At 64.9% G+C, this 21,039-nt stretch carries 22 protein-coding genes; 11 read left to right on the top strand and 11 right to left on the bottom strand.

The features are described from left to right. Positions 1–16: 16 nt before the first annotated feature. Positions 17–913, bottom strand: coding sequence for a lysophospholipid acyltransferase family protein (locus tag RIC54_RS14765; RefSeq protein WP_350084952.1), 897 nt, complete (start codon positions 911–913; stop codon positions 17–19). 86 nt (positions 914–999) lie between these two features. Beyond that, positions 1,000–1,671, bottom strand: a complete 672-nt coding sequence (locus RIC54_RS14760; RefSeq protein WP_350084951.1) for a Fe2+-dependent dioxygenase — start codon at positions 1,669–1,671, stop codon at positions 1,000–1,002. A gap of 180 nt (positions 1,672–1,851) precedes the next feature. Between RIC54_RS14760 and RIC54_RS14755 the strand changes: the two genes are divergently transcribed. Beyond that, positions 1,852–2,508 (top strand): hypothetical protein, encoded by a 657-nt coding sequence (locus tag RIC54_RS14755; RefSeq protein ID WP_350084950.1) that lies wholly within the window; start codon positions 1,852–1,854, stop codon positions 2,506–2,508. Between the two features lie 189 nt (positions 2,509–2,697). Further along, on the top strand, positions 2,698–3,390 hold the full coding sequence (locus RIC54_RS14750) for an aspartate/glutamate racemase family protein (protein WP_350084949.1): 693 nt from the start codon (positions 2,698–2,700) through the stop codon (positions 3,388–3,390). A gap of 109 nt (positions 3,391–3,499) precedes the next feature. On the opposite strand, the gene RIC54_RS14745 is transcribed toward RIC54_RS14750, so the two are convergent. Next, on the bottom strand, positions 3,500–4,030 hold the full coding sequence (locus tag RIC54_RS14745) for a hypothetical protein (protein WP_350084948.1): 531 nt from the start codon (positions 4,028–4,030) through the stop codon (positions 3,500–3,502). Positions 4,031–4,511: 481 nt separating this feature from the next. Here RIC54_RS14745 and RIC54_RS14740 point away from each other — a divergent pair, with 481 nt between their 5' ends. From RIC54_RS14740 to RIC54_RS14715, 6 genes are all read left to right on the top strand, one after another. Beyond that, on the top strand, positions 4,512–5,429 hold the full coding sequence (locus tag RIC54_RS14740; RefSeq protein ID WP_350084947.1) for a fatty acid desaturase: 918 nt from the start codon (positions 4,512–4,514) through the stop codon (positions 5,427–5,429). Positions 5,430–5,548: 119 nt separating this feature from the next. Further along, complete coding sequence (locus RIC54_RS14735) at positions 5,549–6,730, top strand: iron-containing alcohol dehydrogenase (RefSeq protein WP_350084946.1); 1,182 nt, start codon at positions 5,549–5,551, stop codon at positions 6,728–6,730. A gap of 157 nt (positions 6,731–6,887) precedes the next feature. Continuing rightward, on the top strand, positions 6,888–8,231 hold the full coding sequence (locus RIC54_RS14730; protein WP_350084945.1) for an arylsulfotransferase family protein: 1,344 nt from the start codon (positions 6,888–6,890) through the stop codon (positions 8,229–8,231). A 42-nt stretch (positions 8,232–8,273) separates the two neighbouring features. Further along, complete coding sequence (locus tag RIC54_RS14725) at positions 8,274–8,558, top strand: hypothetical protein (protein ID WP_350084944.1); 285 nt, start codon at positions 8,274–8,276, stop codon at positions 8,556–8,558. A gap of 9 nt (positions 8,559–8,567) precedes the next feature. Beyond that, positions 8,568–9,290 carry a hypothetical protein gene (locus RIC54_RS14720; protein WP_350084943.1) on the top strand — a complete coding sequence of 241 codons (723 nt, stop codon included), beginning with the start codon at positions 8,568–8,570 and terminating at the stop codon, positions 9,288–9,290. A 3-nt stretch (positions 9,291–9,293) separates the two neighbouring features. Further along, entirely contained in the window at positions 9,294–10,448 is a 1,155-nt protein-coding gene (locus RIC54_RS14715) for a sulfotransferase (protein ID WP_350084942.1), read from the top strand. Here the strand turns inward: RIC54_RS14715 and RIC54_RS14710 are convergent. The 4 genes from RIC54_RS14710 to RIC54_RS14695 all read right to left on the bottom strand — a co-directional run bounded on the left by RIC54_RS14710 (position 10,426) and on the right by RIC54_RS14695 (position 13,240). Next, entirely contained in the window at positions 10,426–11,088 is a 663-nt protein-coding gene (locus RIC54_RS14710; protein WP_350084941.1) for an HAD family hydrolase, read from the bottom strand. The two genes, RIC54_RS14715 and RIC54_RS14710, sit on opposite strands and share 23 nt — an antisense overlap. A 12-nt stretch (positions 11,089–11,100) precedes the next feature. After that, a complete protein-coding gene (locus RIC54_RS14705; protein WP_350084940.1) occupies positions 11,101–11,481 on the bottom strand; it encodes a VOC family protein in 381 nt (126 codons plus the stop codon). A 71-nt stretch (positions 11,482–11,552) separates the two neighbouring features. After that, the gene (locus RIC54_RS14700; RefSeq protein WP_350084939.1) at positions 11,553–12,362 is read right to left on the bottom strand and encodes a phosphate/phosphite/phosphonate ABC transporter substrate-binding protein; all 810 of its coding nucleotides are present in this window, start codon (positions 12,360–12,362) and stop codon (positions 11,553–11,555) included. After that, positions 12,359–13,240, bottom strand: coding sequence for a helix-turn-helix domain-containing protein (locus RIC54_RS14695; RefSeq protein WP_350084938.1), 882 nt, complete (start codon positions 13,238–13,240; stop codon positions 12,359–12,361). The genes RIC54_RS14700 and RIC54_RS14695 overlap by 4 nt, the downstream gene beginning before the upstream one ends. 310 nt (positions 13,241–13,550) lie before the next feature. On the opposite strand from RIC54_RS14695, the gene RIC54_RS14690 reads away from it, so the two are divergent. From RIC54_RS14690 to RIC54_RS14680, 3 genes are all read left to right on the top strand, one after another. Then, positions 13,551–14,378, top strand: coding sequence for a fatty acid desaturase (locus RIC54_RS14690; RefSeq protein WP_350084937.1), 828 nt, complete (start codon positions 13,551–13,553; stop codon positions 14,376–14,378). An 80-nt stretch (positions 14,379–14,458) separates the two neighbouring features. Then, on the top strand, positions 14,459–15,796 hold the full coding sequence (locus tag RIC54_RS14685) for an NAD(P)/FAD-dependent oxidoreductase (protein WP_350084936.1): 1,338 nt from the start codon (positions 14,459–14,461) through the stop codon (positions 15,794–15,796). A gap of 271 nt (positions 15,797–16,067) precedes the next feature. Next, positions 16,068–16,541, top strand: a complete 474-nt coding sequence (locus RIC54_RS14680) for a helix-turn-helix domain-containing protein (protein ID WP_350084935.1) — start codon at positions 16,068–16,070, stop codon at positions 16,539–16,541. Positions 16,542–16,627: 86 nt separating this feature from the next. On the opposite strand, the gene RIC54_RS14675 is transcribed toward RIC54_RS14680, so the two are convergent. The 4 genes from RIC54_RS14675 to RIC54_RS14660 all read right to left on the bottom strand — a co-directional run bounded on the left by RIC54_RS14675 (position 16,628) and on the right by RIC54_RS14660 (position 20,928). Next, complete coding sequence (locus RIC54_RS14675; RefSeq protein WP_350084934.1) at positions 16,628–16,849, bottom strand: hypothetical protein; 222 nt, start codon at positions 16,847–16,849, stop codon at positions 16,628–16,630. A gap of 93 nt (positions 16,850–16,942) precedes the next feature. After that, positions 16,943–19,075, bottom strand: a complete 2,133-nt coding sequence (locus tag RIC54_RS14670) for a dipeptide ABC transporter ATP-binding protein (RefSeq protein WP_350084933.1) — start codon at positions 19,073–19,075, stop codon at positions 16,943–16,945. Positions 19,076–19,088: 13 nt separating this feature from the next. After that, on the bottom strand, positions 19,089–19,985 hold the full coding sequence (locus RIC54_RS14665; RefSeq protein WP_350084932.1) for an ABC transporter permease: 897 nt from the start codon (positions 19,983–19,985) through the stop codon (positions 19,089–19,091). Between the two features lie 10 nt (positions 19,986–19,995). Continuing rightward, positions 19,996–20,928: an ABC transporter permease gene (locus RIC54_RS14660; protein ID WP_350084931.1), complete on the bottom strand. Its 933-nt coding sequence runs from the start codon at positions 20,926–20,928 to the stop codon at positions 19,996–19,998. Positions 20,929–21,039: the final 111 nt, after the last annotated feature.

Here is a 21,039-nt window from a genome sequence, read left to right as displayed (position 1 = left end):
CGTCGGTGCCGCGCGCCTATCCCTTCATTCGCTTCGACGGATCCTGGCCGCCGAGTTCGTAGGTCACGCGGCGCAGATACTCGATCAACTCGCGGCGGTCGGTAAAACGTTCCAGCGTGGCGTAGGGCATGGCTTGGCCGATGCGGATCGGCACGTCGGTACCGATACGGCGGGCGATCTCCTTGAACAGCAGGGACTCCCGGGCGGTCTGGCTGATGTTGCTGGCAATCTGGAACAGCCGGCTGTTCTGGCCCTCGAAATACACCGGTACCACGGTCGCCTTGCCCTGGGCGATCAGCTTCGATGTAAACGGCTTCCAGTCCGGGTCGAAGGCTCGGCCGAACGGCGGGGTCGCGGTCGAGACCGTGCCGCCCGGGAACACCACGACGGCACCGCCTTCCGACAGTTCGCGCAGCGCCTGGCGGCGGGATTCGATGTTGGTGGCCAGCGCTTCGCGGGTCTCGGCAAAGTCGATCGGCAGCAGGAACGGCTGGACCTCCGGTGCTCGAAACAGCACCGAGTTGGTCAGGACCTTGAAGCGCGGCCGGATCCGCGAGGTCATGTAGCTGATGATGATCCCGTCGAGCACTCCGAACGGGTGATTGGCGACGATGACCAGCGGGCCGTCCTTGGGCACGGCATCCCAACGGGTCCTGTCGTAGACGAGGTTGAGCTGCAGCTTGCGGACCGCGGCGCTCCAGAAATCCTCATCGGGAATCGGTGCCAAGCGATGCTCAAGATACAGCCGCTTCAGCTTGGGCTGGCCGGTCAGCCGCTCCACGACCTGGATGACGAAGCGCTTGAGCAGCGGATGCTCGTGGGTCGCATACGAGAAATCCGGAAGGTCAGCCGGTGCGCTTGGCTTTGATCGTGCCAATCGTTTGAGAAGCGCGGAGGCGCGGCCAGTCTCCATGGCGTTTCCTCAAATTGAACCGGTCTTCTGCCGGCTCCAGCGCAAATGCTCGCGCGTGCGGGGTGGTGGGTCAAGGCGCCGGTGGATTAGGTGTCGGCCCACATGCGCAACAGATTGAGACGCGCCTTCTCCACCCGGCGAATGATCTCGCCATCCGCCGCGTCGCGGACCAGCTTGTCCATTGCCTCTGCCAGATCCTCGATGATCTCGCGTTGGGCAGGGTCCCGTATCATGCTCTCGATCCAGGTCACGATGGCCAACCGCCGGCCGCGGGTGACCGGGTTCACTCGATGGACGTAGTGAGTGGGATAGAGGACGGCATCGCCGGCGGCCCGCTTGTATACTTGCTCGCCGAACGCAGTCTTCAATACCAGTTCGCCGCCGTCATAGGCGCCGGGGTCGTTCAGGAAGATGGTGATCGACAGGTCGGTGCGCATGCCGGGGTACGGTCCCATCAGGGCGGCGTCCACGTGTTCGCCGTACCGGTTGCCTTCGACGTAGGACGCGAAGATCGGCGACAGGATACGCTTGGGCAGGGCGGCAACCGCTACCTGGTCGTTCTGACGCATGGCCCCCAGGACCAACTGCGACAGCTCCCGGTACTCGGGGCTCTGCGGAGATACCTGCGTGTTCTTCTTGATGGCTTCGCCCAGCGGGCCGCCGCTCAGGGTACCATCGACAAACTGGGCGCCGAACAGTCGCTTGGCGATGGTCTGTACCTGTTCCTTGGACAGCAGCCCTTCGATAACCGCGACCATTCATCCTCCCTGCGCACAGCGGCGGCGTTTTACGAATTCCGGCGCGGAACGTATCAGACGTCGGATCGGCAGGCGACGATTCAGCGTCAGGCTCCGGGGTGGCATGCCACTTGCTTTGTCTGTTGCGAGAACAAGCGCGACGGATTCGGCCGGCGCGCGGACGAGACCAGGGAGACGCAAATGTCGCTTGCCGCTGCGCTGAAGAAAGGCCAAGCCGCCATCGATACCCTCGGTGACTGGGATCCGTTCCCGGAGACCGGGAACGAGCGGGCGGCTCAGGCCAAGCTCCCGGCACCCCGGTCCGCACCTGCCAACGTGAACGCAGCGGCAGAACGCTCGCCGGCACGGCTGCGGGCAGTGCGGTCGGCGGCCGAGAAGCCTGAAGCGGCACGGGCGGCTCCGGCGCCAACCCAGGCCCGGGCAGTGCTTTCCAGCAAACCCGCCGCCAAGAACGTGGCGGCGTCCAGGAATCGCGGGAAGGCGTCGTGGCTGCACGAGGGCCTGCCGCAGCACGGGCGGGTCAACGCCGCGCAATACATTCGCGAGTTCGAGCGATTTTCAGCCGAGGAGTCGCGCCGGGCCGTGGCAGACATCGTTATGGACGTGAATCCGAACGAGATCGAAGGGGTGGCCAAGCTGGCCGCCCGCATCAAGGGGCGATATCTCGCCAAACTCCTCGATCTCGGCAACCCCACGAAATCAACCGTTCAGGACACCGAGGTCCGCGAGCTGACCCGCTACCGCGAGACCTATGAGGAGCTTGCTCGCGGTCTCGACATCCTCAAGAGCGCGATCGAGGCCGGCGACGTGGGTGTCTCCGGCATGGTTCGCCGCTGAGGATCGCGACGAGCCTTTTCATTCCCCCCAAACTTCGCGGGCCGCTTCCGGGCGGCCCCTTTTTTGTGTGATGTCGGCCGGGCGGGTCTTGAAATCCTCGCCACACGACGCAACCGTCTAGTGTCATGACCCCTGCGGCCGTCCTGACGACCGGTCGGCATTCCGTCATATCAAAGGACAATGCCCGTAATGACCAAGCACATCGGTATCGTCGGCTGCTCCGCCGAAGGGGCGGCACTGTGCTATCGGACCATCTGCGTGGAAGGTGCCGACCTGATGGGCTCGCACGCCCATCCCGAAGTCTCGATGCACACGCCGTCGCTGGCCGACTACGTGAGCTGCCTGGAGCGCAGTGATCTGCAGGGTGTTGGCGACCTGATGCTTGCGTCGGCCCACAAATTGGCGGCTGCCGGTGCCGACTTCCTGATCTGCCCCGACAATACCATTCACCAGGCGTTTGAGCATGTCGCCGCGCGGTCGCCGCTGCCCTGGCTGCACATCGCCCAGGTGGTGGCGGAGGAGGCAACGGCACGCGGGATGCGACGCATCGGGATTACCGGCACCCGCTGGCTGGTCGACAGCGATGTCTATCCCGAGAAGCTGTCGGCGCTGGGGTTGGAATATGCGCGCCCGGACGTGGCCGATCGCGAAGAGATCAACCGCGTCATCATGGATGAACTGGTCTACAGCGTCTTCAAGCCGGAGGCGGTAACAACGTTCCAACGCGTCATGGCCAAGCTGAAGGCCGACGGTTGTGATGCCGTGGTGCTCGGATGCACCGAGATTCCGTTGATCATGGATGACGGAAACTCCCCCCTGCCGACGCTGGACTCCACGCGCTTGCTGGCGCGGGCCGCGCTGCGACACGCAATCGCTCCGTAGCACGGCTGGAGCATGCCCCACAGAAAACGGCCGCTCCCGAGGGGAACGGCCGAGTTGGGGAGGGAGCTAGGCGAAGAAGCCGTCCTGCAGGACGGGTAGGCAACACGGCTCAGTTGAGGAGCAGCGCGCGGGGCGTGGTCTGGCCGAGGAACTGCTGTGCGGCGAGCTTGTGGTGGGCGTGCACGCTGTCCATGTAGACCCGTGCCTGATCCAGATCGGCGATCGGCCGGCCATCCTCAAGGCGCTCCAGCAGGCAGGTGAAGCCGATCTCCTTGAGGCCTTCGTACGCGTCTTCGGTCATGTCCGGGATGTTGGCCTCGAACTGATCGGCGAACACCTTGGCGAAATGGCCCATGATCTCGCGGCGGAACCGCCAGGGCTGCGCCATCAGCTTGGCGGCCCACTCGTCAACCGCTTCGCGGATCACCCGCGGCAGCTGGTCGAACAACTGTCCGCCGCCGATGTCGGATTCGTCGTCGAATTGCGTGTTCTGGTTGGCCGGGGCGATCTCGATCGGGCCGGCGGCACGGCCGCACATGTCAATCGCCGACCGGCTCCGGACGTCTGGGGCTGGACCGTCGACCACGGCGGGCCAAGCGGCGGTGGTGCTGTCGATGGCGCGCGGATCGTAGTCGGACATTGTCTTGCTCCAGCGATTGGTGTTCGGTCGCTGAAGACAACGCAAGGCTCGGGCCACGCGGCTGGCCGATAAAATATTCAGTTAGTTCAGTAAGTTATTCTGAGGCGTCGGAGGTGGCGGCAGAACTTGCCGGGGAACCGGCCTCCGCGGCCCCGGCAAGGCTTTCCGGCTCGGTCCGAACTTTCCGGCTGCGACTGCCTGACAGGGCGACGTTTCGCTGTTTGCACCGGTAGGCAAAGCCGTTGGCCAAGGGATAGCATGGCGGCCGAACGGGCTGGAATCCCGCAATGCGGCACTTGGCGCAGAAAAAAGGGCCGCCTTGCGGCGGCCCGAGTTAAGGGAGGAAACGCCCAAGAAGTAAAGCAGCACGTTGGGCAGTCGTGCTGCACTGCAAAATCTGGTCTCCCGCGCCGCGTATGGCAAGTGGAAAATTTGTGAGCGGACGCAAAAAGTATTTTGGTCGATTGGAAACGAGCTTGATGTGACTGATTTGCAACAGCAAAAATTCCCGGATCGGGCGGCTCTGAAGAAGCTGTCGGAGCGTCGCGATGCGCCGGGACTCCGTCGGATCGCGGCTCATCTTGGTTTGCTGGCGCCGACCGGTGCGGCGGTTCTGGCGGCTCCCGGCGCGGGGTGGTGGCTGGTTCCGGCCCTGGTCCACGGGATCATCATGGTGTTCCTGTTCGCGCCGCTGCACGAGTGCGTGCACCGGACGGCATTCAAGAGCGGCTGGATGAATCGCTGGGTCGGCGATCTCGCTGGGTTCCTGCTGATTCTGCCTCCGCGTTGGTTCGCCGCGTTCCATTTTGCACATCATCGCTTCACCCAGGACCCGGCGCGCGATCCGGAACTCGCGAGCCCCAAGCCGACGACTCTGCTGGACTATGTTTGGGTGGTGTCGGGGATCGAGTATTGGCAGCGCACCATCCGCGGCCTCGTCCGGCGGGCGTTTGGAATTGCGCCCGATAGCTTCCTGGACGACCGGTTGCGGACCCGCGCGATCCTGGAAGCCCGGATATACTTGGTGCTGTACGGGGCGCTGGCGATCGGCTCCATGGCACTCGCCACCGATGTCGTGCTCAAGATCTGGGTGGTACCGGCATTGCTCGGCCAGCCGTTCTTGCGCCTGTACCTGCTGAACGAGCATTGGGGCTGCCCTTCGGTGAAGGACATGTGGGCCAACACCCGGTCCACGGTGTCGGTCGCTCCGGTGCGCTGGCTTGCCTGGAACATGCCGCACCATGCAGAGCACCATGCCAACCCGGCGATCCCGTTCCATGCGTTGCCGGACTACTCTGAACTGATGAAGGGCGCGCGCGTGAACGAGGCAAGTGGCTACGCGCCGTTTCACGCCTCGCGGATCGCCGACTTGTCCGCTGGTCGTGCCGAGCCGCTCTGACCCGATCAATACCGAGTTGGGTGCCTCAATGCTGGAAGCGACGCGGGATGACGCTCCTGCGCGCGCAGATCCCCGCGCTGTCCGGCAGTCTCACACTTAATTCTGTTTGAGAGACGGTCATGCTTGAAGCGTTCACCCACGATCCGTCACCGTCGATGACCTTCGGGGTCGATCGTCTGGCACAGCTTCCGGGCGATGTCGCCGCGCTCGCCGGCCCCGCCGCCAGGGTGCTGATCGTGACCGACGGCGGACTGATGGCAACCGGCCTGCCGACTGAGGTAGCGGAGCGGTTGCGAGACGCCGGACATTTTGTCGAGTTGTTCTCCGACGTCCGCAGCGATCCGAGTGCCGCATCGATCGACGCTGCGGCAGCTCGGGTACGCGCGATCTCCGCCGACCTGATCATCGGGCTCGGCGGCGGCTCGCCCCTGGACGTGGCCAAGCTCGCCGCCTGCGTTGCGGTCGCGGACATCCCGGCGGAGGGCTATGCCGTGATGGCCCGGCCGCTGCCCGACAAACCGATCAAGAAGATCCTGATCCCGACGACCTCGGGAACCGGAGCGGAAATGACCCGCACCTCGGTCTATGGCATTGGGGAGGGACGCAAGGTGTGGGCCTGGGGGCCGACGCTCAAGGCAGACCTCTCGATCCTCGATCCGATGGTCACGCGCGGGTTGCCGGCGCCATTGACCGCCGCGACAGGCCTTGACGCGCTCGTGCACGCGATCGAAGCCTGTACCCACCGCCGGGCCACACCGGTGGTGGAGGGAATGGCACTGCAGGCGATCCGGCTTATGGCCGGTAATCTGGAGCGGGTCATTGCCGAGCCGGGTGATCTGGAGGCTCGCGGACGGGTGGCCCTCGGCTCGGCCATCGCCGGCGTCGCGATTGACGCCTGCGGGACGGGGATCGCCCACGCGTTCGGGCACGCGCTGGGTACCTTGGCGCATGTCCATCACGGCCGGGCGGTGGCCCTGGCGATGCGGGTGGCTCTGCCATGGGCCTGTGCGGCGCGACCGGATCTCTATGCGCCGGTCGCGCTGGCGCTCGGCGTGGATCCGCGCGGTACGGCCGACGAGCGCGAACTGGCGATGGCGGGCGCGAGTCGGTTCGAAGCCCTGCTGCGGGCCGTAGGACTGCCGGTGTCGCTCGCGGGTGACGGGCTGGGCGAGACGGATGTGGCGCGCCTGGTGACGATAACCGTGGCCATCGAGAACAAGCCGATGGTCGAGTCCAACACGGTGCAACCGACCGATGAAGACCTGGTGGCGCTGGCGCGGGCGATCTTGACGGCTGTCTGAGTGTTCAAGGGCGTCATTGTGTCAATTTCGTGGGATGCGTGCGTGTTGCGTCCACGGCTGTAAACAAGCCGTGAACTTGTGACCGGCGCGAAGGTGTGGATGCAACACGGGGCCGGTTCGGTCGTTAGCAGCAGGTAGCAACTGCTGTGGTCGGACGATGGCTTCGCGTACTGAGGATTATTCGAGCGACTCGCTCTCCGGTATCGACCGGGTCATGCGCGCAATCTCGATTGGTGGATTCGCGCTCCTGCTGTTCGTCGGCGGCGTCCTGGTCGCCATTCTCGGCGTGTTTCCGGCACCACTGCTGAAGGACGCCTACAACGGCGGCATGGCGCTGTACGCCAAGTGGACGCAGTACGGCGACATTATCCAGACCGATTTGTGGCGTGAATCCCGCACTGACGCCCGCGGGGTGGTCATCAACGATCCGGCGCAAGTCCAGCCGGGCTACACGCTGTACAGTTCCGGCCATGAAGCGACCGCCTATCTGCTGTCGTCGGACGGTGCGGTGGTTCACAGCTGGACCCGGCCATACAGCACGGTTTGGTCCGATGCGACTCCCGTCCGCAACCCGCTACCCGACCAGAACGTCTACTTCCGACGCCTGAAGGCGTTTCCGAATGGCGACCTGCTGGCCATCTACGAAGGGGCCGGTGACACACCTTACGGCTATGGAATGGTCAAGCTCGACCGGGAGTCGAATGTCCTGTGGTCGTACTTCGGACGAACCCACCATGATTTCGACGTTGGTCCGGACGGCGCGATCTACGCGCTGACCCATGAGAATCGTACCAAGGCGCTCAAGGGCATGGACCATCTGGAAGCGACCCGGCTGGACGACTTCCTGGAAATCCTGAGCCCCGCAGGCAAGCTGCTGAAACGGGTCTCTCTGCTGGAGGCGGTGGCCGGATCGCGGTTCCTGCATTTGCTGCACACCGTGCCGGCGCATTCGCTTGCCGACCCGCTGCACACCAACACGGTGAAGGTGCTGACCCCTGAAATGGCAGCGGCGATCCCGGGTACCAAATCCGGGCAGATCCTGCTGTCGTTCCGCGATATCGGCGCCGTCGTCGTGCTGGATGTCGAGAGCGAGGACATCGTGTGGGCGTTGCGCGGTCCCTGGTATGGCCAGCACGACCCGGACATCCTGCCCAACGGCAACCTGCTGATCTTCGATAACCTCGGCCAGTTCGACCAGCCGAGCGGCAAGTCGCGGGTGCTCGAGATCGATCCGCGAACGGCGGCGATCGTCTGGCAGTACGGCGGAACGGACGATCGGCCCCTGGACAGCGAGATCCGTGCCGATCAGCAGCGCCTGCCAAATGGAAACACCCTGATCAACGAGTCGAACGGCGGCCGGCTGCTGGAGGTCACGCGTTCCGGCGAGGTGGTCTGGGAATACGTGAACCCGGTCCGCCGCGGCGACAGCAACGAATGGATTCCGATCATTGCCGGCGGCGAGCGCCTGGAGCCGAGCTTCTTCGAGCCCGGTGTGCTCTGAGCCCATCCCGCCCCCTCGGACCCCTGAACGGAGGACTGACCCATGAAGTTTCGAGACACCGCAACCCTCTGCCTCATCGTCGCTCTGGCCGGCATGCCGAGCATGGCGTCGGCCTATGTCGGCCCAGGTGCCGGTCTCAGCCTGGCCGCGGCGTTCTGGGCCATCCTGGTGGCGGTTGGAACCATCATGGCCTTCACCCTGAGCTGGCCAGTCCGCCGGTTGCTGCGGCGCCGGGCCGCCGAGAAGCAGTCGGCGGCAGCAGTGCGTCGGCGCGATGCGTCGGACCCTGACGACATGGCGCACGACCGCGGCGTTCACAACTCGTGAGGATGAGTCATGACCATGGGCCTTCTGGACGTTCCAGGACCGCTGTTCGGCGCCGTCGAAAGCGCGCTCGCGGATTTCATGCCGCCGATCTTGCGATTGTGCCTGTGGGCGGCGTTCGGCGCCTGGATGTCGATCGAACTGTACCGCCTGCTGTCGCCGCAACGGCGCATCAGCGCGGCGGCGCAGGACCTGCGGCACGCCCAGACGGAACTGGCGGGATTCGACGGAGAGTTCCAGGACGCCATGCCGCTGATGGGGCGGATGATCCGGGCGTCGGGCCATCGGCTGCTGCTGGTGTTTCCGGCGGCGATCGCGGCCTCGCTGCCGATGCTGGCCCTGCTGGTCTGGTTGGACGGGACCTACAGCGCCCGTCTGCCCGCGCCAGGCGAACCGGTGGCAGTGAAAGCTGAACCGGCGACCCTGGATGCGCGCTGGCAGGACGGCTCGGTCGGCCAGGTGGTCGTAACGGACCAAGCGCGCCAGCCGGTGATCAGCGCGGCGGTGCCGGCCCCGGTGCCCACCATCCACAAATGGCAGTGGTGGAACGCGCTGGTCGGCAATCCGGCGGGGTACCTGCCGAACGAAGCGCCGCTCGAACGGATCGACATTGATCTACCGCGGATCGAGGTCCTCAACGTCGGGCCGGGCTGGGTCCGTGGCTGGGAAGCGCCATTCTTTGCGGTGTTCATGATCTTCGCGCTGTTCGCGAAATGGGCGCGGAAGGTGATCTAGCGCATGTCGGACAGGGCGGACGGTGATACCCGGTACCATGTGCCGGCGTGGCTCGACATCCTCGGCGGGCTGGTCGAGCGCTGGCCGGAGGCATGGACCCGGCTGGGCGACGTGGAGACCCGGCGCCTGCAGGCCGAACTTGCGGACCAGGCGGTCGATCGCCCCGTGTACGTGACCGGGCTGGCGCGGGCCGGCAGCACGGTGCTGCTTGAGCTGTTGTCGCGCCATCCGGATGTCGTCACGCACCGCTACCGGGACTTTCCCATGGTCCATATCCCGTGGTTCTGGAACCGGTTCGTGGACTCCAACGCCAAGACGCCGGAACGCCCGCAGGAGCGCGCCCACGGCGATGGCATCGCGGTGACGGCGGAGAGCCCGGAGGCCTTCGAGGAGGTCCTGTGGATGACGTTCTTCCGGAATGCCCACAACCCCGTGGTCAGCAATGTCCTGGGGCATGAAGACAGCAACCCGGAGTTCGACGCGTTCTATCGCGATCACCTGCGCAAACTGCTCTGGATGCGCCGGGGACAGCGGTATCTCGCGAAGGGAAATTACAACGTCACGCGCCTCGGCTATCTGCGGCGGCTGTTTCCGGACGCCCGCTTCATCGTCCCGATCCGGGATCCGATCAGCCATGTCGCGTCGCTGATGCGGCAGCACGAGCGGTTCCAGCAGGTCGGGCGCGAGCACCCGCGGGCCCGACGTCATATGCGTCGGGCAGGCCACTACGAGTTCGGCCTGGATCTGCGACCGATCAACGTCGGTGACCAGGATGCCATCGTGCGTATCCAGCGCCTTTGGTCGTCCGGCGAAGAGGTCGAAGGCTGGGCCCGATACTGGTCGATGATCTATCGGCATGTGGCAGATGTCTGCGACGCCGACCCGGATGTCCGGATCGCCACTTTCGTGGTGCGTTTCGAGGATCTGTGCCGTGCACCGGGCGAGGTCATGCAATGGGTCCAGCGTCATGCCGGACTGCCCAGCAAGGAACTGCCGAACCTGGCCGAGCAGCGGATTCGCGCGCCCGACTACTACCGTCAGCCGTTCACGCCGGAACAGCGCCGGTTGATCTGGGAGTGCACCGCGGAGACCGCAGGCCGCTTCGGCTACGCCGGACCGGACGCCGAGGCGTCGGTCACCGCGGCTGGCGCAGCCTGACAAGCAGGTTGCCGAGCTCAGACACGCTGTCGACCAAGTAATCCGCGCCGGCCTTGGCAAGCGTGTTGCTCGGGTTGTAACCCCATCCGACACCGATCGCGGTCACACCCGCGGCGCGGGCCATTTCCATGTCGAAGACCGAATCGCCGATCATCACCGTGTCGCCTGCCGATCGGGCGGTCTCGGCCAGCGCGTTTCGAATCAAGGTCGGGTCGGGCTTGCTCGGACCGCTCTCGGCGGTCTGGATCGTCGCGAACCGATCGCCCCAGCCCGTGTGGACGAGCATATGGTCGACGCCGGCGCGCTTCTTGCCGGTTGCGATGCCAAGGGTGAAGCCCTGCGCTGTCAGCGTCGCGAGCAGGCCGTCCATCCCATCGTAGGGCGCTTCGGCATCGGGACGTTCGGCGCGCAATGTCCAGAACGCGTCGACGAACCGTGCCGACAGGTCCAGCCGCTCGTTCTCGGTCCGCTCCGGGAACAGCCGGTCCATCATGCGCTCGGGCAGCAAGCCGATGGTTGCCAGGAACGCGTCGTCACCGGGATAGGGGATCGCGCTTCCGGCAAAGGTCCGGCGCGCGGATTCCAGGATGAAGTCGCGGCTGTCGATCAGCGTGCCGTCGACATCGAAGATCAGCAGCACGTCAGTGCCGCTTCAAGGATGCGGCGTCGCGTTGGCCTGGAAGTCCGGGCGTTGCGGCTTGACCACGCAGAACCGGTGCCCGCTCGGCGCCTCCAGCACCACCCAGCCCTTGAGACGGGTTACCTCGGTCGCGCCGAGGTCGATGAGCCGCTTCACCTCGGCCTCGATGTCGTTGGTTTCGACGTCCAGGTGCACGCGGCTGTCGTGCTCGACCTTCTGCAAGATGATCTTCACCTCGCCGCTTGGACCGGCCAGGCTGACGTAGCGGCCATCGGGATCGGGCTGTCCTGGGGCGACGCTGTAGCCAAGCGCTCCGGTCCAGAACGCGGTCGCATCGGCCAGATCGGCCGTCTTGCAGTCGATAACCAGGGCGCCGAGGCGGCTCTTGTGCATGGTTCGATCCTCCAGCTGAATCGGCCGCAGTATGACCAAGCCGAAGTCGAACCGAAACCGTTCGTGGAGACCTAGGCGAGCTGCGGGTAGCCGAGGCGTTCCGCCGTCTGGCGCATCCCGGGAATCGAGGAATAGTCGCGGTCGTCGACCTCGGAGACACCATCGATCAAAAGTGTCGCGCGGGCGTCGGCGCCTGCCGGATCCTCGGCCGCGCGTAGCAGCCCGGCCGTAAGCCTTGCCCGAGTGACGGGGTCGATGCTGCGCCGCGTCGCGTAGGGCAGGGCGGGCGCATCGGCGCTCCAGTCCAGCACCCGCAACCCGCTGGTTTCATCGGGAGCGTGTCGGGTAATCAGGGCAAAGGAGACCGCGTCGACCGCGGCGATGTCGGCCCTGCCGGACCGGACGGCGGCGATGCTGGCGCGGTGCGTTCCGCTCCAGATCACTGCGGAGAAGAACCGTCCGCCACGGGACAACGGCGCAACCGCGGCGCGCAGCGCGTTGCAGCCGGACTGCGAGTCCGGGCCGTTGGCGGCAACCCGTCGGTCGCGGAGATCCTCCAACTCGGCTGCGGGATCGTCCAAGCGGACCAGAAACGCGCTGCGATAGCGCCCGGGAGTGCAGCCATCGGCGGCATAGGTCGGAACGGCGATCGCCGTCAGTGAATTGGCGAACTCGTGGGTCAGGGGATAGCCGCAGGTCTGGCTCAACACCAGCAGCGGATCACGCCAGATCGCTGCCACCGGGCGCGAACGGTCGAGTGCCGACGGGACGTCGGGTACACCTTCGGCGCGCAGCGAGGCGGCGATGGTGTTCCACCACGCGTCGGTTGCGCCTCGGATCTCCGGCAGGTCGTACATCGAGAGCGCAGCGATTCCGGTCATGTGGTGCCGCCCTGCAGTTCGTCGATCTGCCGGCGGACGAAGTCCGGCACCTCATGCGCCTGGATCACGGCGCGCCGGATCAGATCGTCGAACCGCCGGGTCAGTACCCGGATGTGATCGGTTGTGGTGAACACCAAGTACATGTTGCCTACGTAGAGCGCCGCGCGTTTGGGACCGAAAATGGTGACCGGGACCGCATACTCGGAGCGGCCATCGTACAGGTACCATCGCAGGCTCGGGTACAGTTCGTCGATAAGATCGGCGATGTGGGTGAGTTGGCGGATGCGGATCGCGACGTCCAGATCCTCCCAGATGCCCTGCCCAAGCACAAAGCCACGGAGCATCTGGATCGACGTGCAGATCTCGATGTCGGTTTCCGGTTGCCGGGCATAGTCCAGCCGATCCAGTGAACGCCGCATGGCTTGGTCGGCGGACAGCCCATGAGCCTCCCGGTACTCATGGCTCACGACCTCTGTGATTTTCAGGGGATCGGGAAGGTTGGTGGGGACGTAGCGGATCTTGTAGCCAGCGGCTTCGGCATACCATCGCCGCAGGTTCTCATCCTCGGGCGCTCGGCTGCGCGGCGAAATCTCCGGAGCCCGCTCCAGAATGTCGGCGCCGAGTTGATTGCTCTCGGTCAAGCCGAGTAGCCAGTCCAGGCTGACCTGCAGCGCGCTGGCGATGGCGGCGACAGTGTCGGCCCTCGGCAACCGGACGCTTTCCGACGACAGCACCTGGGACAGTGTCGACCGGTCGACGCCGATGCGGCGGGCCAGTCCGGCGCGTGTGGTTCCGGCTCGATCCATGGCCTGCTCCAACCGTTCCCGGAACAACTGGACGGTGAAGCGCTTGTCGGTTGGCGTGGGGTTGGCTGACATGCATCTCTCTGATGTATTTTATCACCGTAATGTATGTTTTATCACCAATGTCAACATAAGTTGTGCGAAGGCGCGTTGTCACAACGGAGTTCGGTAAACTAGCGTCGGTCTCATGATACCAACTCATGAGACATCATCCTTCGGCGCCGTCGCGCCGACTGCAGCAGGGGATCCCCTGGGACAAGGGGCCGCGGCCGGATTTGCCGTACCCACTGCGCCGACGGCCGCTTCGATTCCCCGGCGAGCGGAGCGTGTCGAATGGCCCACCGTTGCGCTGGCAGCGGGAATATACGCGGTCTGGGCAGGGGCGATGCTGGCCGCGGGCAGCGGCGCGGTTCCGCCGGTCGTGTGGGTGCCGGTGGTTGCCTGGTGCGTCGCCTGGCAGGCATCCCTGCAGCACGAGGTGATCCACGGACACCCGACGCCAAGCGTGTCCTTCAACCGCTGGATCGCCGGTCCTCCCCTGGCGCTGTGGCTGTCCTATGATCGATACCGCGCCACCCATCTGCAGCATCATGTCGACGAGCGCCTGACCGACCCATTGGACGACCCTGAGAGCTTCTACGTGACCGAACGGGACTGGCAGGCCGCCGGTCCGGTCGGACGCCTCGTGTTGTGGTCGCTTAACACTCTGGTCGGCCGGCTGGTCCTTGGCCCCCCTTGGACCGTGGTTCGATTTGCGCTTTCGGAGGCGAGGGCGGTTTGGCGCGGCGACCCGACCCGTCGTCGCGACTGGATTCGCCACGGCGTGGCCACCGCCCTGGTCGCGATCGTTATCGACCTCGGCTTTGGTGTGCCGCTCTGGCTGTACGCACTGGCCGTGGTTTGGCCGGCCACATCGCTGATGCTGCTGCGGTCGTTCGCCGAGCATCGGTTGGCGGCCGACCCGGCGCATCGCAGCGCCATTGTCGAGAGCAGCGGCCCGCTCGCGTGGTTGTTCCTGTCCAACAATCTGCACGCGTTGCATCATGAGCGGCCGGGCCTGCCGTGGTTCGTGCTGCCCAAGATCTACCGCGCCAATCGCGAGACGGTGCTGGAGCGCAACGGCGGCTATCGGCTGTCGGGTTACGCCGAAGTGGCCCGGCGCTGGTTGGTTACGCCGCGCGATCATCCGCGGCACCCTGGCCGGGCGTCGTAGCGTCAAGCGAGGTTGAGAACGACGCCAGATCTGCCAACACCCCGGCCCGACAGCGGCCGGATTCGACCGGGAGAGAGTTCATGACCGATACACTGCCGTCTTCGATCGGATACTGCGTGGTGGGAGCCGGCGTGCACGGCCTGTCGACCGCTTGGCATCTTGCGATGGAACTGGAGACGACAGGCCGGGGTTCCGGCCGTGATGTGATCGTCATCGACAAGACCGCGCCCGGCGCCGGTGCCTCCGGCATCGCCTGCGGCTGCGTGCGCAACATGTACATGACGGAGCCGCTGCACGCGATCCTGCGGCACTCGGTCGATGTCTGGATGGCGGACCCGGTGCGGTTCGGCTTTCAGCAGGTTGGCTACATCTCGGCGGGCGAAGGCAACCAACTTGCCGACTATGAAAAGATGGTCGCCCACCACAACGAGGTCGGCTACCGCTCGGACCTGTATGTCGGCAAGGAGGCGAAGGCCTTCCTGAAGCGGCTGTGGCCGGACTTCAAGACCGACGGCATCGATGTCTGCCATATGGAGCACCCGAGCGGATACGCCGGCACCCGTCAGGCGATTTCCGGCTTGGCGGAGAAGTGCGTCGAGCGTGGCGTGCGGATCTACTCGGGCGTCGAAGTGACCGGCTATGACATGGCCAACGGCCGGGTCTCGCGGGTGCTGACGCCAGAGGGCGCGGTCGGGGTCGACGTGGTGGTCTGGGGCCTCGGCGCTTGGACCCCGAAGCACTGGGACATGCTGGGCCGGGGCGACCGGATCGCGTGCAGCTATCCGGACGGCACCTCCGTCGAGAAGGACATGTGGACGTACTGGCGCCTGCTGGAGGGCGAGGTGTACACCGACCGTCCGTACCGCACTGCCGATGACCGGGATCCGCCGGTGCTGCATGTCGAACTGATGAACACGCCGGTCGTCGATCCGCGCACCGGCAAGGAACTGGACGACCATCTGTACGTCTACTGGAAGAACGGCGCCGAACGCATGGACGGCTATGGCATCCAGGGAGGCACCATCCCGATCAAGATCGGCGCGGAAGCGCTGGTCGAGCCCTACGGCCACGCCAGCGATGCCTACCAGGCGGAAGACTCCTTCGCCGACTACATGACCGCGGCGATGGGGCAGTTGATGGGCCGCTTCGAAGGCAATCGCGACAAGTTCCGGGACCGGCGCAATGGCGGCATTGGCGCGTTCACGCCGGACAACGTGCCGATCTTCGACTGGGTCGCGGACAATGTGTACATGGTTGCCGACTCCAACCATGGCTTTAAGATGCTGGGCGTGGGGAAGTTGCTCGCCCGGCAGTTGGTGCGCGGCGAAACCGTCTCGGAACTCACCCCGTTCCGGTTGTCGCGATTCGGAGAAGGCGCCACGTTCGGCGCATCGAACAGCCATTGCCCCTGGGTCTAGGTGCCTGGACCGTCATTGAACGGTCATTTTGATTGCGTTCCAATTCCGGGAACCCTATACCGCCCGCGACGGTTGTTGGACCGGCGGTGCGGCAGTTGACAGCTGTGCATCTCACAGTTCTGTGATCTCGGTTGCCGTCCAAGTACTGGGGAGCGACTGTGGAAAGTACTGATAGATTTGCCGGGTCGCTGCGCTACCGTTAACTGAAATTTCAGCATATGCTGGTAGTCGTTCTGGCAATGCATTGCGACGTGGAGGTTAAATTAGTCACATGGCACAAGTGAAAGCCGAAAATCGACGTGACGATCCGAACTATCAGATTACCAACAACAATCCGATCGATGTTCACGTCGGCCGCCGTGTCCGACTGCGCCGTACGCTTCTTGGCATGAGCCAGGAACAGCTTGGCGATGCGCTGAACATCACCTTCCAGCAGGTCCAGAAGTACGAACGTGGAAGCAATCGGATCAGCGCTTCCAGGCTCTGGGACATCGGCCAGATCCTCGATGTGCCGGTCAGCTTCTTCTTTGACGACATCTCGGACGATACGGCCGCCCATTCGCCGCGCCGCATGAAGGCCGGCGGCGTGAAGGACGAGTACGAGGAGAATCCGGCCGATCCGATGGCGCGCCGCGAGACCCTTGAGTTGGTGCGGGCCTACTACTCGATCAAGAATCCGAACCTGCGCAAGCGGATCACGGAAATGGTCAAGTCGGTCGCGACGGCGCTTCCCGAAGAAGCCTGAGCGTCCTCTTGGACGCATGAAAAGAAGAGGGCGCGCCGCTTTCTGCGGCGCGCCCTTCTCTTATGCACCCTCGTTTTAACGAGGGGTCAGGCGAAGATGTCGACCGTCTGGCCGCGGTTCGGGTCAACCGAAGGCGCCGGTGTGGTCGGGGTAGCGGTCGAGGATGCCTGGGCGCCTTCAGCAATCTGCTGGGCTCCCTGAATCAGTTGCGAGATTCCGGCACCGAGGGTGCGGACCTGCTCATTGGCTGCGCGCACGCCAGCGACGCTGGTGGTGCTCAGGGTGCTGCCGATCCCATCGATTGCCATCAGGTTCCTCCGTCGGTCGGATGGTCAGCGGCCACACTATCGAGAATCGATGAACAGGACGTTAACGATGCCGACTGCCGCGTCGCGGCGAAGTCACTGGGCTTGCGCCGGCCGGTTCGGTGCACCATCGGTCGGCGGCGTGTCGGCGATCACATCGAAGAACACCGGCTCGACCCGCTTGAGCTCGTCCAAGGGGATGTGGCAGGCGATCCGGTGAGTGCCGCTGACCGTATGGACCGGCGGGCGCTTGTCGGCGCAGATCGCTCCTATTTTCCGCGGACAGCGGGTGTGGAACGGGCAACCGATCGGCGGATTGACCACGCTCGGCAGGTTGCCTTCCAGAACGATCTTGCGTTTGTCGACCGTGGTATCGGCGATCGGCACCGCCGAGAGCAGTGCCTCGGTGTAGGGGTGATAGGGTGGGGCGAAGATTTCGTCGGTCGTGCCCTGTTCCATGATCTGGCCGAGATACATGACCACGATCCGGTCCGACAGGTAACGCACGACCGACAGGTCATGGCTGATGAACAACAGGGTCGTGCCGTGTTCTCGCTGGATGTCCATCAGCAGTTCGGTCACCGCCGCCTGAACCGATACGTCGAGCGCTGATACCGGTTCGTCCGCGATGACCATCGCCGGGTTGCCGGCAAACGCCCGGGCGACGCCGACGCGCTGCTTCTGGCCGCCGGACAACTGGCGCGGACGGCGATGGTAGAAGTCGCGGGGCAGCTTCACCATGTCGAGCAGCCGCATCACCCGGTCGTGGACCTTGTCCGGATCGGCCTCGACCCCGAACTTGCGGATCACCCGGCTGATCTGGCCGCCGATGGTCATGGACGGGTTGAGGGTGTCGTTCGGGTTCTGGAAGACCATCTGCAGCGAGGCGACCTGCTCGCGCGGGCGGTCCTGTACCTCGGTGCTTTCGATCTCGTCGCCGTTGAAGGTGATCGTGCCCTCGCTGGCGGTCTCAAGCCCCATCAACACCTTGGCGAAGGTCGACTTGCCGCATCCGGACTCGCCGACGATTGCGACGATTTCGGCCTTCCGGGCGCTGAAGCTCAGGGTCTCGTTGGCCTTGACGTAGCGCACCCCGTCGCCTGACAGCATGGCCTTGATCGAGCGGTCGTGCAGTTCGTAGTACTTGCGCATGCCATCGACGACCAGCACCGGTTCGCCCGGCTCGATCGGCTCGTTGACCTTGCCGGCGCTGAGCGGCGCGTCCCAATCGATTGTCTCGAAGCGGTTGCAGCGGCTCTGGTGCGGGTCGGCCTGGCTCGGCACATCGCGCATCGGCACCGGCGCCGGGGCGCAAACGCCTTCCTGGAAGTAGTCGCAGCGCGGGCCGAAATTGCAGCCCCGCGGGCGTTGGTGCGGCAGTGGCAACTGCCCGCGGATCGCCACCAGCGGCCGGTCGTTCTTGTTGGCGCTGGGCAGCGGAATCGCGCCGAACAACCCGCGAGTGTACGGGTGGCGCATCTTCGTGAACACGTCGCTGATGGTACCGGTCTCGACGGCCTCTCCGGAATACATCACGCAGATCCGGTCGCAGGTCTCGCGCACCAGCCCCAGGTTGTGGCTGATGAAGACCTGTGCGGTTCCCGACTTCTTGGCGATCTCGGCAATCAGGTCGATGATCCCGGCCTCGACCGTCACGTCGAGCGCGGTGGTAGGCTCGTCGAGCAGCAACAACGACGGCTTGGACAGCAGAGCCATCGCGATCACCACGCGTTGCTGCTGGCCGCCCGAGATCTGGTGCGGGTACGCGGCCATGACCCGGTCGGCGTCCGGCAATTTGACGTCGCCGAGCATCCGGCGCGACCGGTCGTAGGCCTCCTGTTCGGAAACGCCCTCGTGGACGATCGGCACTTCCATGAGCTGGGCGCCGATCGTCAGCGACGGGTTCAGCGCCGCCATGGGTTCCTGGTAGATCATCGCGACCTCGGAGCCGCGCATCTGGCGCAGTTCCTCGTCGGACATGCCGACGATGTCACGGCCCTTGAAGCGGATGCTGCCGCCGACGATGCCGCCGTTGCTACCGAGATAGCGCATGATCGCCATCGCGACCGTCGACTTCCCGCAGCCGGATTCACCGACCAGCCCGACACTTTCGCCCTCGTAGATCGTCAGGTTGAAGTCGATCACCGCCGGTATCTCGCCGGCCCGGGTGAAGTACGAGATGCACAGGTTCTCGATCTCGAGGACCGGGGTACGGGGGTCGGTTGTCATCGCTCCCTCTCTCTCAGTCCCGAATGGCGATTTCGCGCAGCCCGTCGGCCAGGAGATTCAGGCCGAGAACCAGCGACGAGATGGCGAGGCACGGATACACGATCATGTGCGGGAAGGCGGGCGCCAATGCCCGGCTCTCGTTGACCATGCCGCCCCAGTCCGGATCCGGCGGCGGCAGTCCGAGACCGAGGAAGCCGAGGGTTCCGATGGTGATGGTCACGTAGCCCAGCCGCAGGCAGGCATCGACGATCAGCGGTCCGCGGGCGTTCGGCAGGATCTCGACGAACATGATGTACAGCGCGCTCTCGCCGCGGGTCTGCGACGCCGCCACGTAGTCGCGGTTGCGCAGGTCCAGGGTCAGGCCGCGCACGATACGCATGATGCCCGGTGCCGAGGCAAAGATAATCGCCAGCACGATGTTCAGGCCGGAGGCGCCGAAGGTCGAGATCACGATCACGTAGAGAACGAAGATCGGAAACGACAGCACGATGTCGGACACGCGGGACAGGACCGCGTCCCACCATCCGCGGAAGTACCCGGCGGCCAGCCCCATGATGATGCCGACCGCGTAGGCTGCAACGGTGGCAATCGGGCCGTAGATCAGAACACGGCGTCCGCCATAGATGATCCGCGACAGGATGTCCCGGCCGATCTTGTCGGTACCCAGCCAGAACGTGGCGCCGGATGCGGGGTCGACGGCACCCGGTCTCTGGAACGGCATGATGGTGGCGTTCGGGTCGAACGGCGCCAGCACCGGGGCCAGGATCGCCGCGATGACCCAGGCCAGCACGATGCCGGCGCCGATCATCCCGACCGGGCTTTCGCGCAGCAGGCCGATGGCCTTGACGACTCGGGTCAGCCCGGACTGGCGCTGCGCTACCGGTTCTTCGGTTTCCGCACTTGCGACCATCGCGCTCTCCTCAACTGAACCGGATGCGCGGGTTCAGGTACATGTACCCGATGTCCGCCAGGGTTTGCGTACCGACGGCGACCAGGACGGCCACCATGGTGCAGGCCTCAATGACGAAGATGTCCTTGTTGAGAGCGGCTTCCAGCAACAGCGAGCCGAAGCCCTTGTAGGCGAACAGGTACTCGATGACGATCACGCCCGAGAGCAGCCAGTTGATCTGCAGCATGATCACCGTGAACGGTGCGATCAGCGCGTTGCGAAGCGCGTGCTTCAGGATCACCTGCCGATGCGGCACGCCCTTGAGGATGGCGGTGCGGATGTAATGGGTCTGCATGACCTCGGCCATCGACGCCCGGGTCATGCGGGTGATGTAGCCGAAGCCGTAGAGCACAAGTGCGGCGACCGGCAGCACCATCTGGGCGATGTCGAAACCGCCGATCATGTTGCTGACGCCGGGCAGGAGCTTGAGCCAGAGAACGAAGATCGCCACCAGGAACACGCCGGAGGCGAACTCAGGGATCGAGGTCGTGGCGATCGAGAACACCGAGATCGTCCGGTCCTGAACGGAGCCTTCCTTCATGCCGGCCAGGACACCCAGCAGCAGCGACAGCGGGACCATGACCAGCAGGACCCCGAGTGCCAGAAGACCGGTATTGCCGAGGCGGGGGAGGAGAATATCGACCACCGGGACCTTGAACCGGGTCGACATTCCGAAGTCGCCGATCATGAAGTTGCCCAGCCAGCTCGCGTAGCGGATCGGCAGGGGCTCGAGGTAGCCGTTGGCTTCCATCCAGAGCTGGCGTTGTTCGTCGTTCGAATAGGGACCCAAAACCTTCTGGGCGACGTTGCTCGGGTCGAGCTCCAGAACCAGGAACACCAGCATCGACACCACGACCATGGTGAACAGCAGGTATCCAAGGCGCTTGGCGAGAAAGATCAGCATCGCTCGGTTCGCCTCCCGCGATACGGTTTCATCGGACGGCGCCGAAGACCGCTTCCCCCGGTGGCGCGCTACAGATGCGCGCGATCATGCGTCTATAAGGTCGTCAGGCGG

This window comes from Thalassobaculum sp. (assembly GCF_040219215.1).
Lineage (GTDB): Bacteria > Pseudomonadota > Alphaproteobacteria > Thalassobaculales > Thalassobaculaceae > Thalassobaculum_A.
Note: the sequence above shows the minus strand (reverse complement) of the source record. Positions and strands in the feature narration are given on the sequence as shown.

What these genes read in the sequence shown, in the direction of transcription:
- RIC54_RS14765 (WP_350084952.1), bottom strand. Translation starts at nt 913, where the DNA reads ATGGAGACTGGCCGCGCCTCCGCGCTTCTCAAACGATTGGCACGATCA.
- RIC54_RS14760 (WP_350084951.1), bottom strand. Translation starts at nt 1,671, where the DNA reads ATGGTCGCGGTTATCGAAGGGCTGCTGTCCAAGGAACAGGTACAGACC.
- RIC54_RS14755 (WP_350084950.1), top strand. Translation starts at nt 1,852, where the DNA reads ATGTCGCTTGCCGCTGCGCTGAAGAAAGGCCAAGCCGCCATCGATACC.
- RIC54_RS14750 (WP_350084949.1), top strand. Translation starts at nt 2,698, where the DNA reads ATGACCAAGCACATCGGTATCGTCGGCTGCTCCGCCGAAGGGGCGGCA.
- RIC54_RS14745 (WP_350084948.1), bottom strand. Translation starts at nt 4,030, where the DNA reads ATGTCCGACTACGATCCGCGCGCCATCGACAGCACCACCGCCGCTTGG.
- RIC54_RS14735 (WP_350084946.1), top strand. Translation starts at nt 5,549, where the DNA reads ATGCTTGAAGCGTTCACCCACGATCCGTCACCGTCGATGACCTTCGGG.
- RIC54_RS14730 (WP_350084945.1), top strand. Translation starts at nt 6,888, where the DNA reads ATGGCTTCGCGTACTGAGGATTATTCGAGCGACTCGCTCTCCGGTATC.
- RIC54_RS14725 (WP_350084944.1), top strand. Translation starts at nt 8,274, where the DNA reads ATGAAGTTTCGAGACACCGCAACCCTCTGCCTCATCGTCGCTCTGGCC.
- RIC54_RS14720 (WP_350084943.1), top strand. Translation starts at nt 8,568, where the DNA reads ATGACCATGGGCCTTCTGGACGTTCCAGGACCGCTGTTCGGCGCCGTC.
- RIC54_RS14715 (WP_350084942.1), top strand. Translation starts at nt 9,294, where the DNA reads ATGTCGGACAGGGCGGACGGTGATACCCGGTACCATGTGCCGGCGTGG.
- RIC54_RS14705 (WP_350084940.1), bottom strand. Translation starts at nt 11,481, where the DNA reads ATGCACAAGAGCCGCCTCGGCGCCCTGGTTATCGACTGCAAGACGGCC.
- RIC54_RS14700 (WP_350084939.1), bottom strand. Translation starts at nt 12,362, where the DNA reads ATGACCGGAATCGCTGCGCTCTCGATGTACGACCTGCCGGAGATCCGA.
- RIC54_RS14695 (WP_350084938.1), bottom strand. Translation starts at nt 13,240, where the DNA reads ATGTCAGCCAACCCCACGCCAACCGACAAGCGCTTCACCGTCCAGTTG.
- RIC54_RS14690 (WP_350084937.1), top strand. Translation starts at nt 13,551, where the DNA reads ATGCTGGCCGCGGGCAGCGGCGCGGTTCCGCCGGTCGTGTGGGTGCCG.
- RIC54_RS14685 (WP_350084936.1), top strand. Translation starts at nt 14,459, where the DNA reads ATGACCGATACACTGCCGTCTTCGATCGGATACTGCGTGGTGGGAGCC.
- RIC54_RS14680 (WP_350084935.1), top strand. Translation starts at nt 16,068, where the DNA reads ATGGCACAAGTGAAAGCCGAAAATCGACGTGACGATCCGAACTATCAG.
- RIC54_RS14675 (WP_350084934.1), bottom strand. Translation starts at nt 16,849, where the DNA reads ATGGCAATCGATGGGATCGGCAGCACCCTGAGCACCACCAGCGTCGCT.
- RIC54_RS14670 (WP_350084933.1), bottom strand. Translation starts at nt 19,075, where the DNA reads ATGACAACCGACCCCCGTACCCCGGTCCTCGAGATCGAGAACCTGTGC.
- RIC54_RS14665 (WP_350084932.1), bottom strand. Translation starts at nt 19,985, where the DNA reads ATGGTCGCAAGTGCGGAAACCGAAGAACCGGTAGCGCAGCGCCAGTCC.
- RIC54_RS14660 (WP_350084931.1), bottom strand. Translation starts at nt 20,928, where the DNA reads ATGCTGATCTTTCTCGCCAAGCGCCTTGGATACCTGCTGTTCACCATG.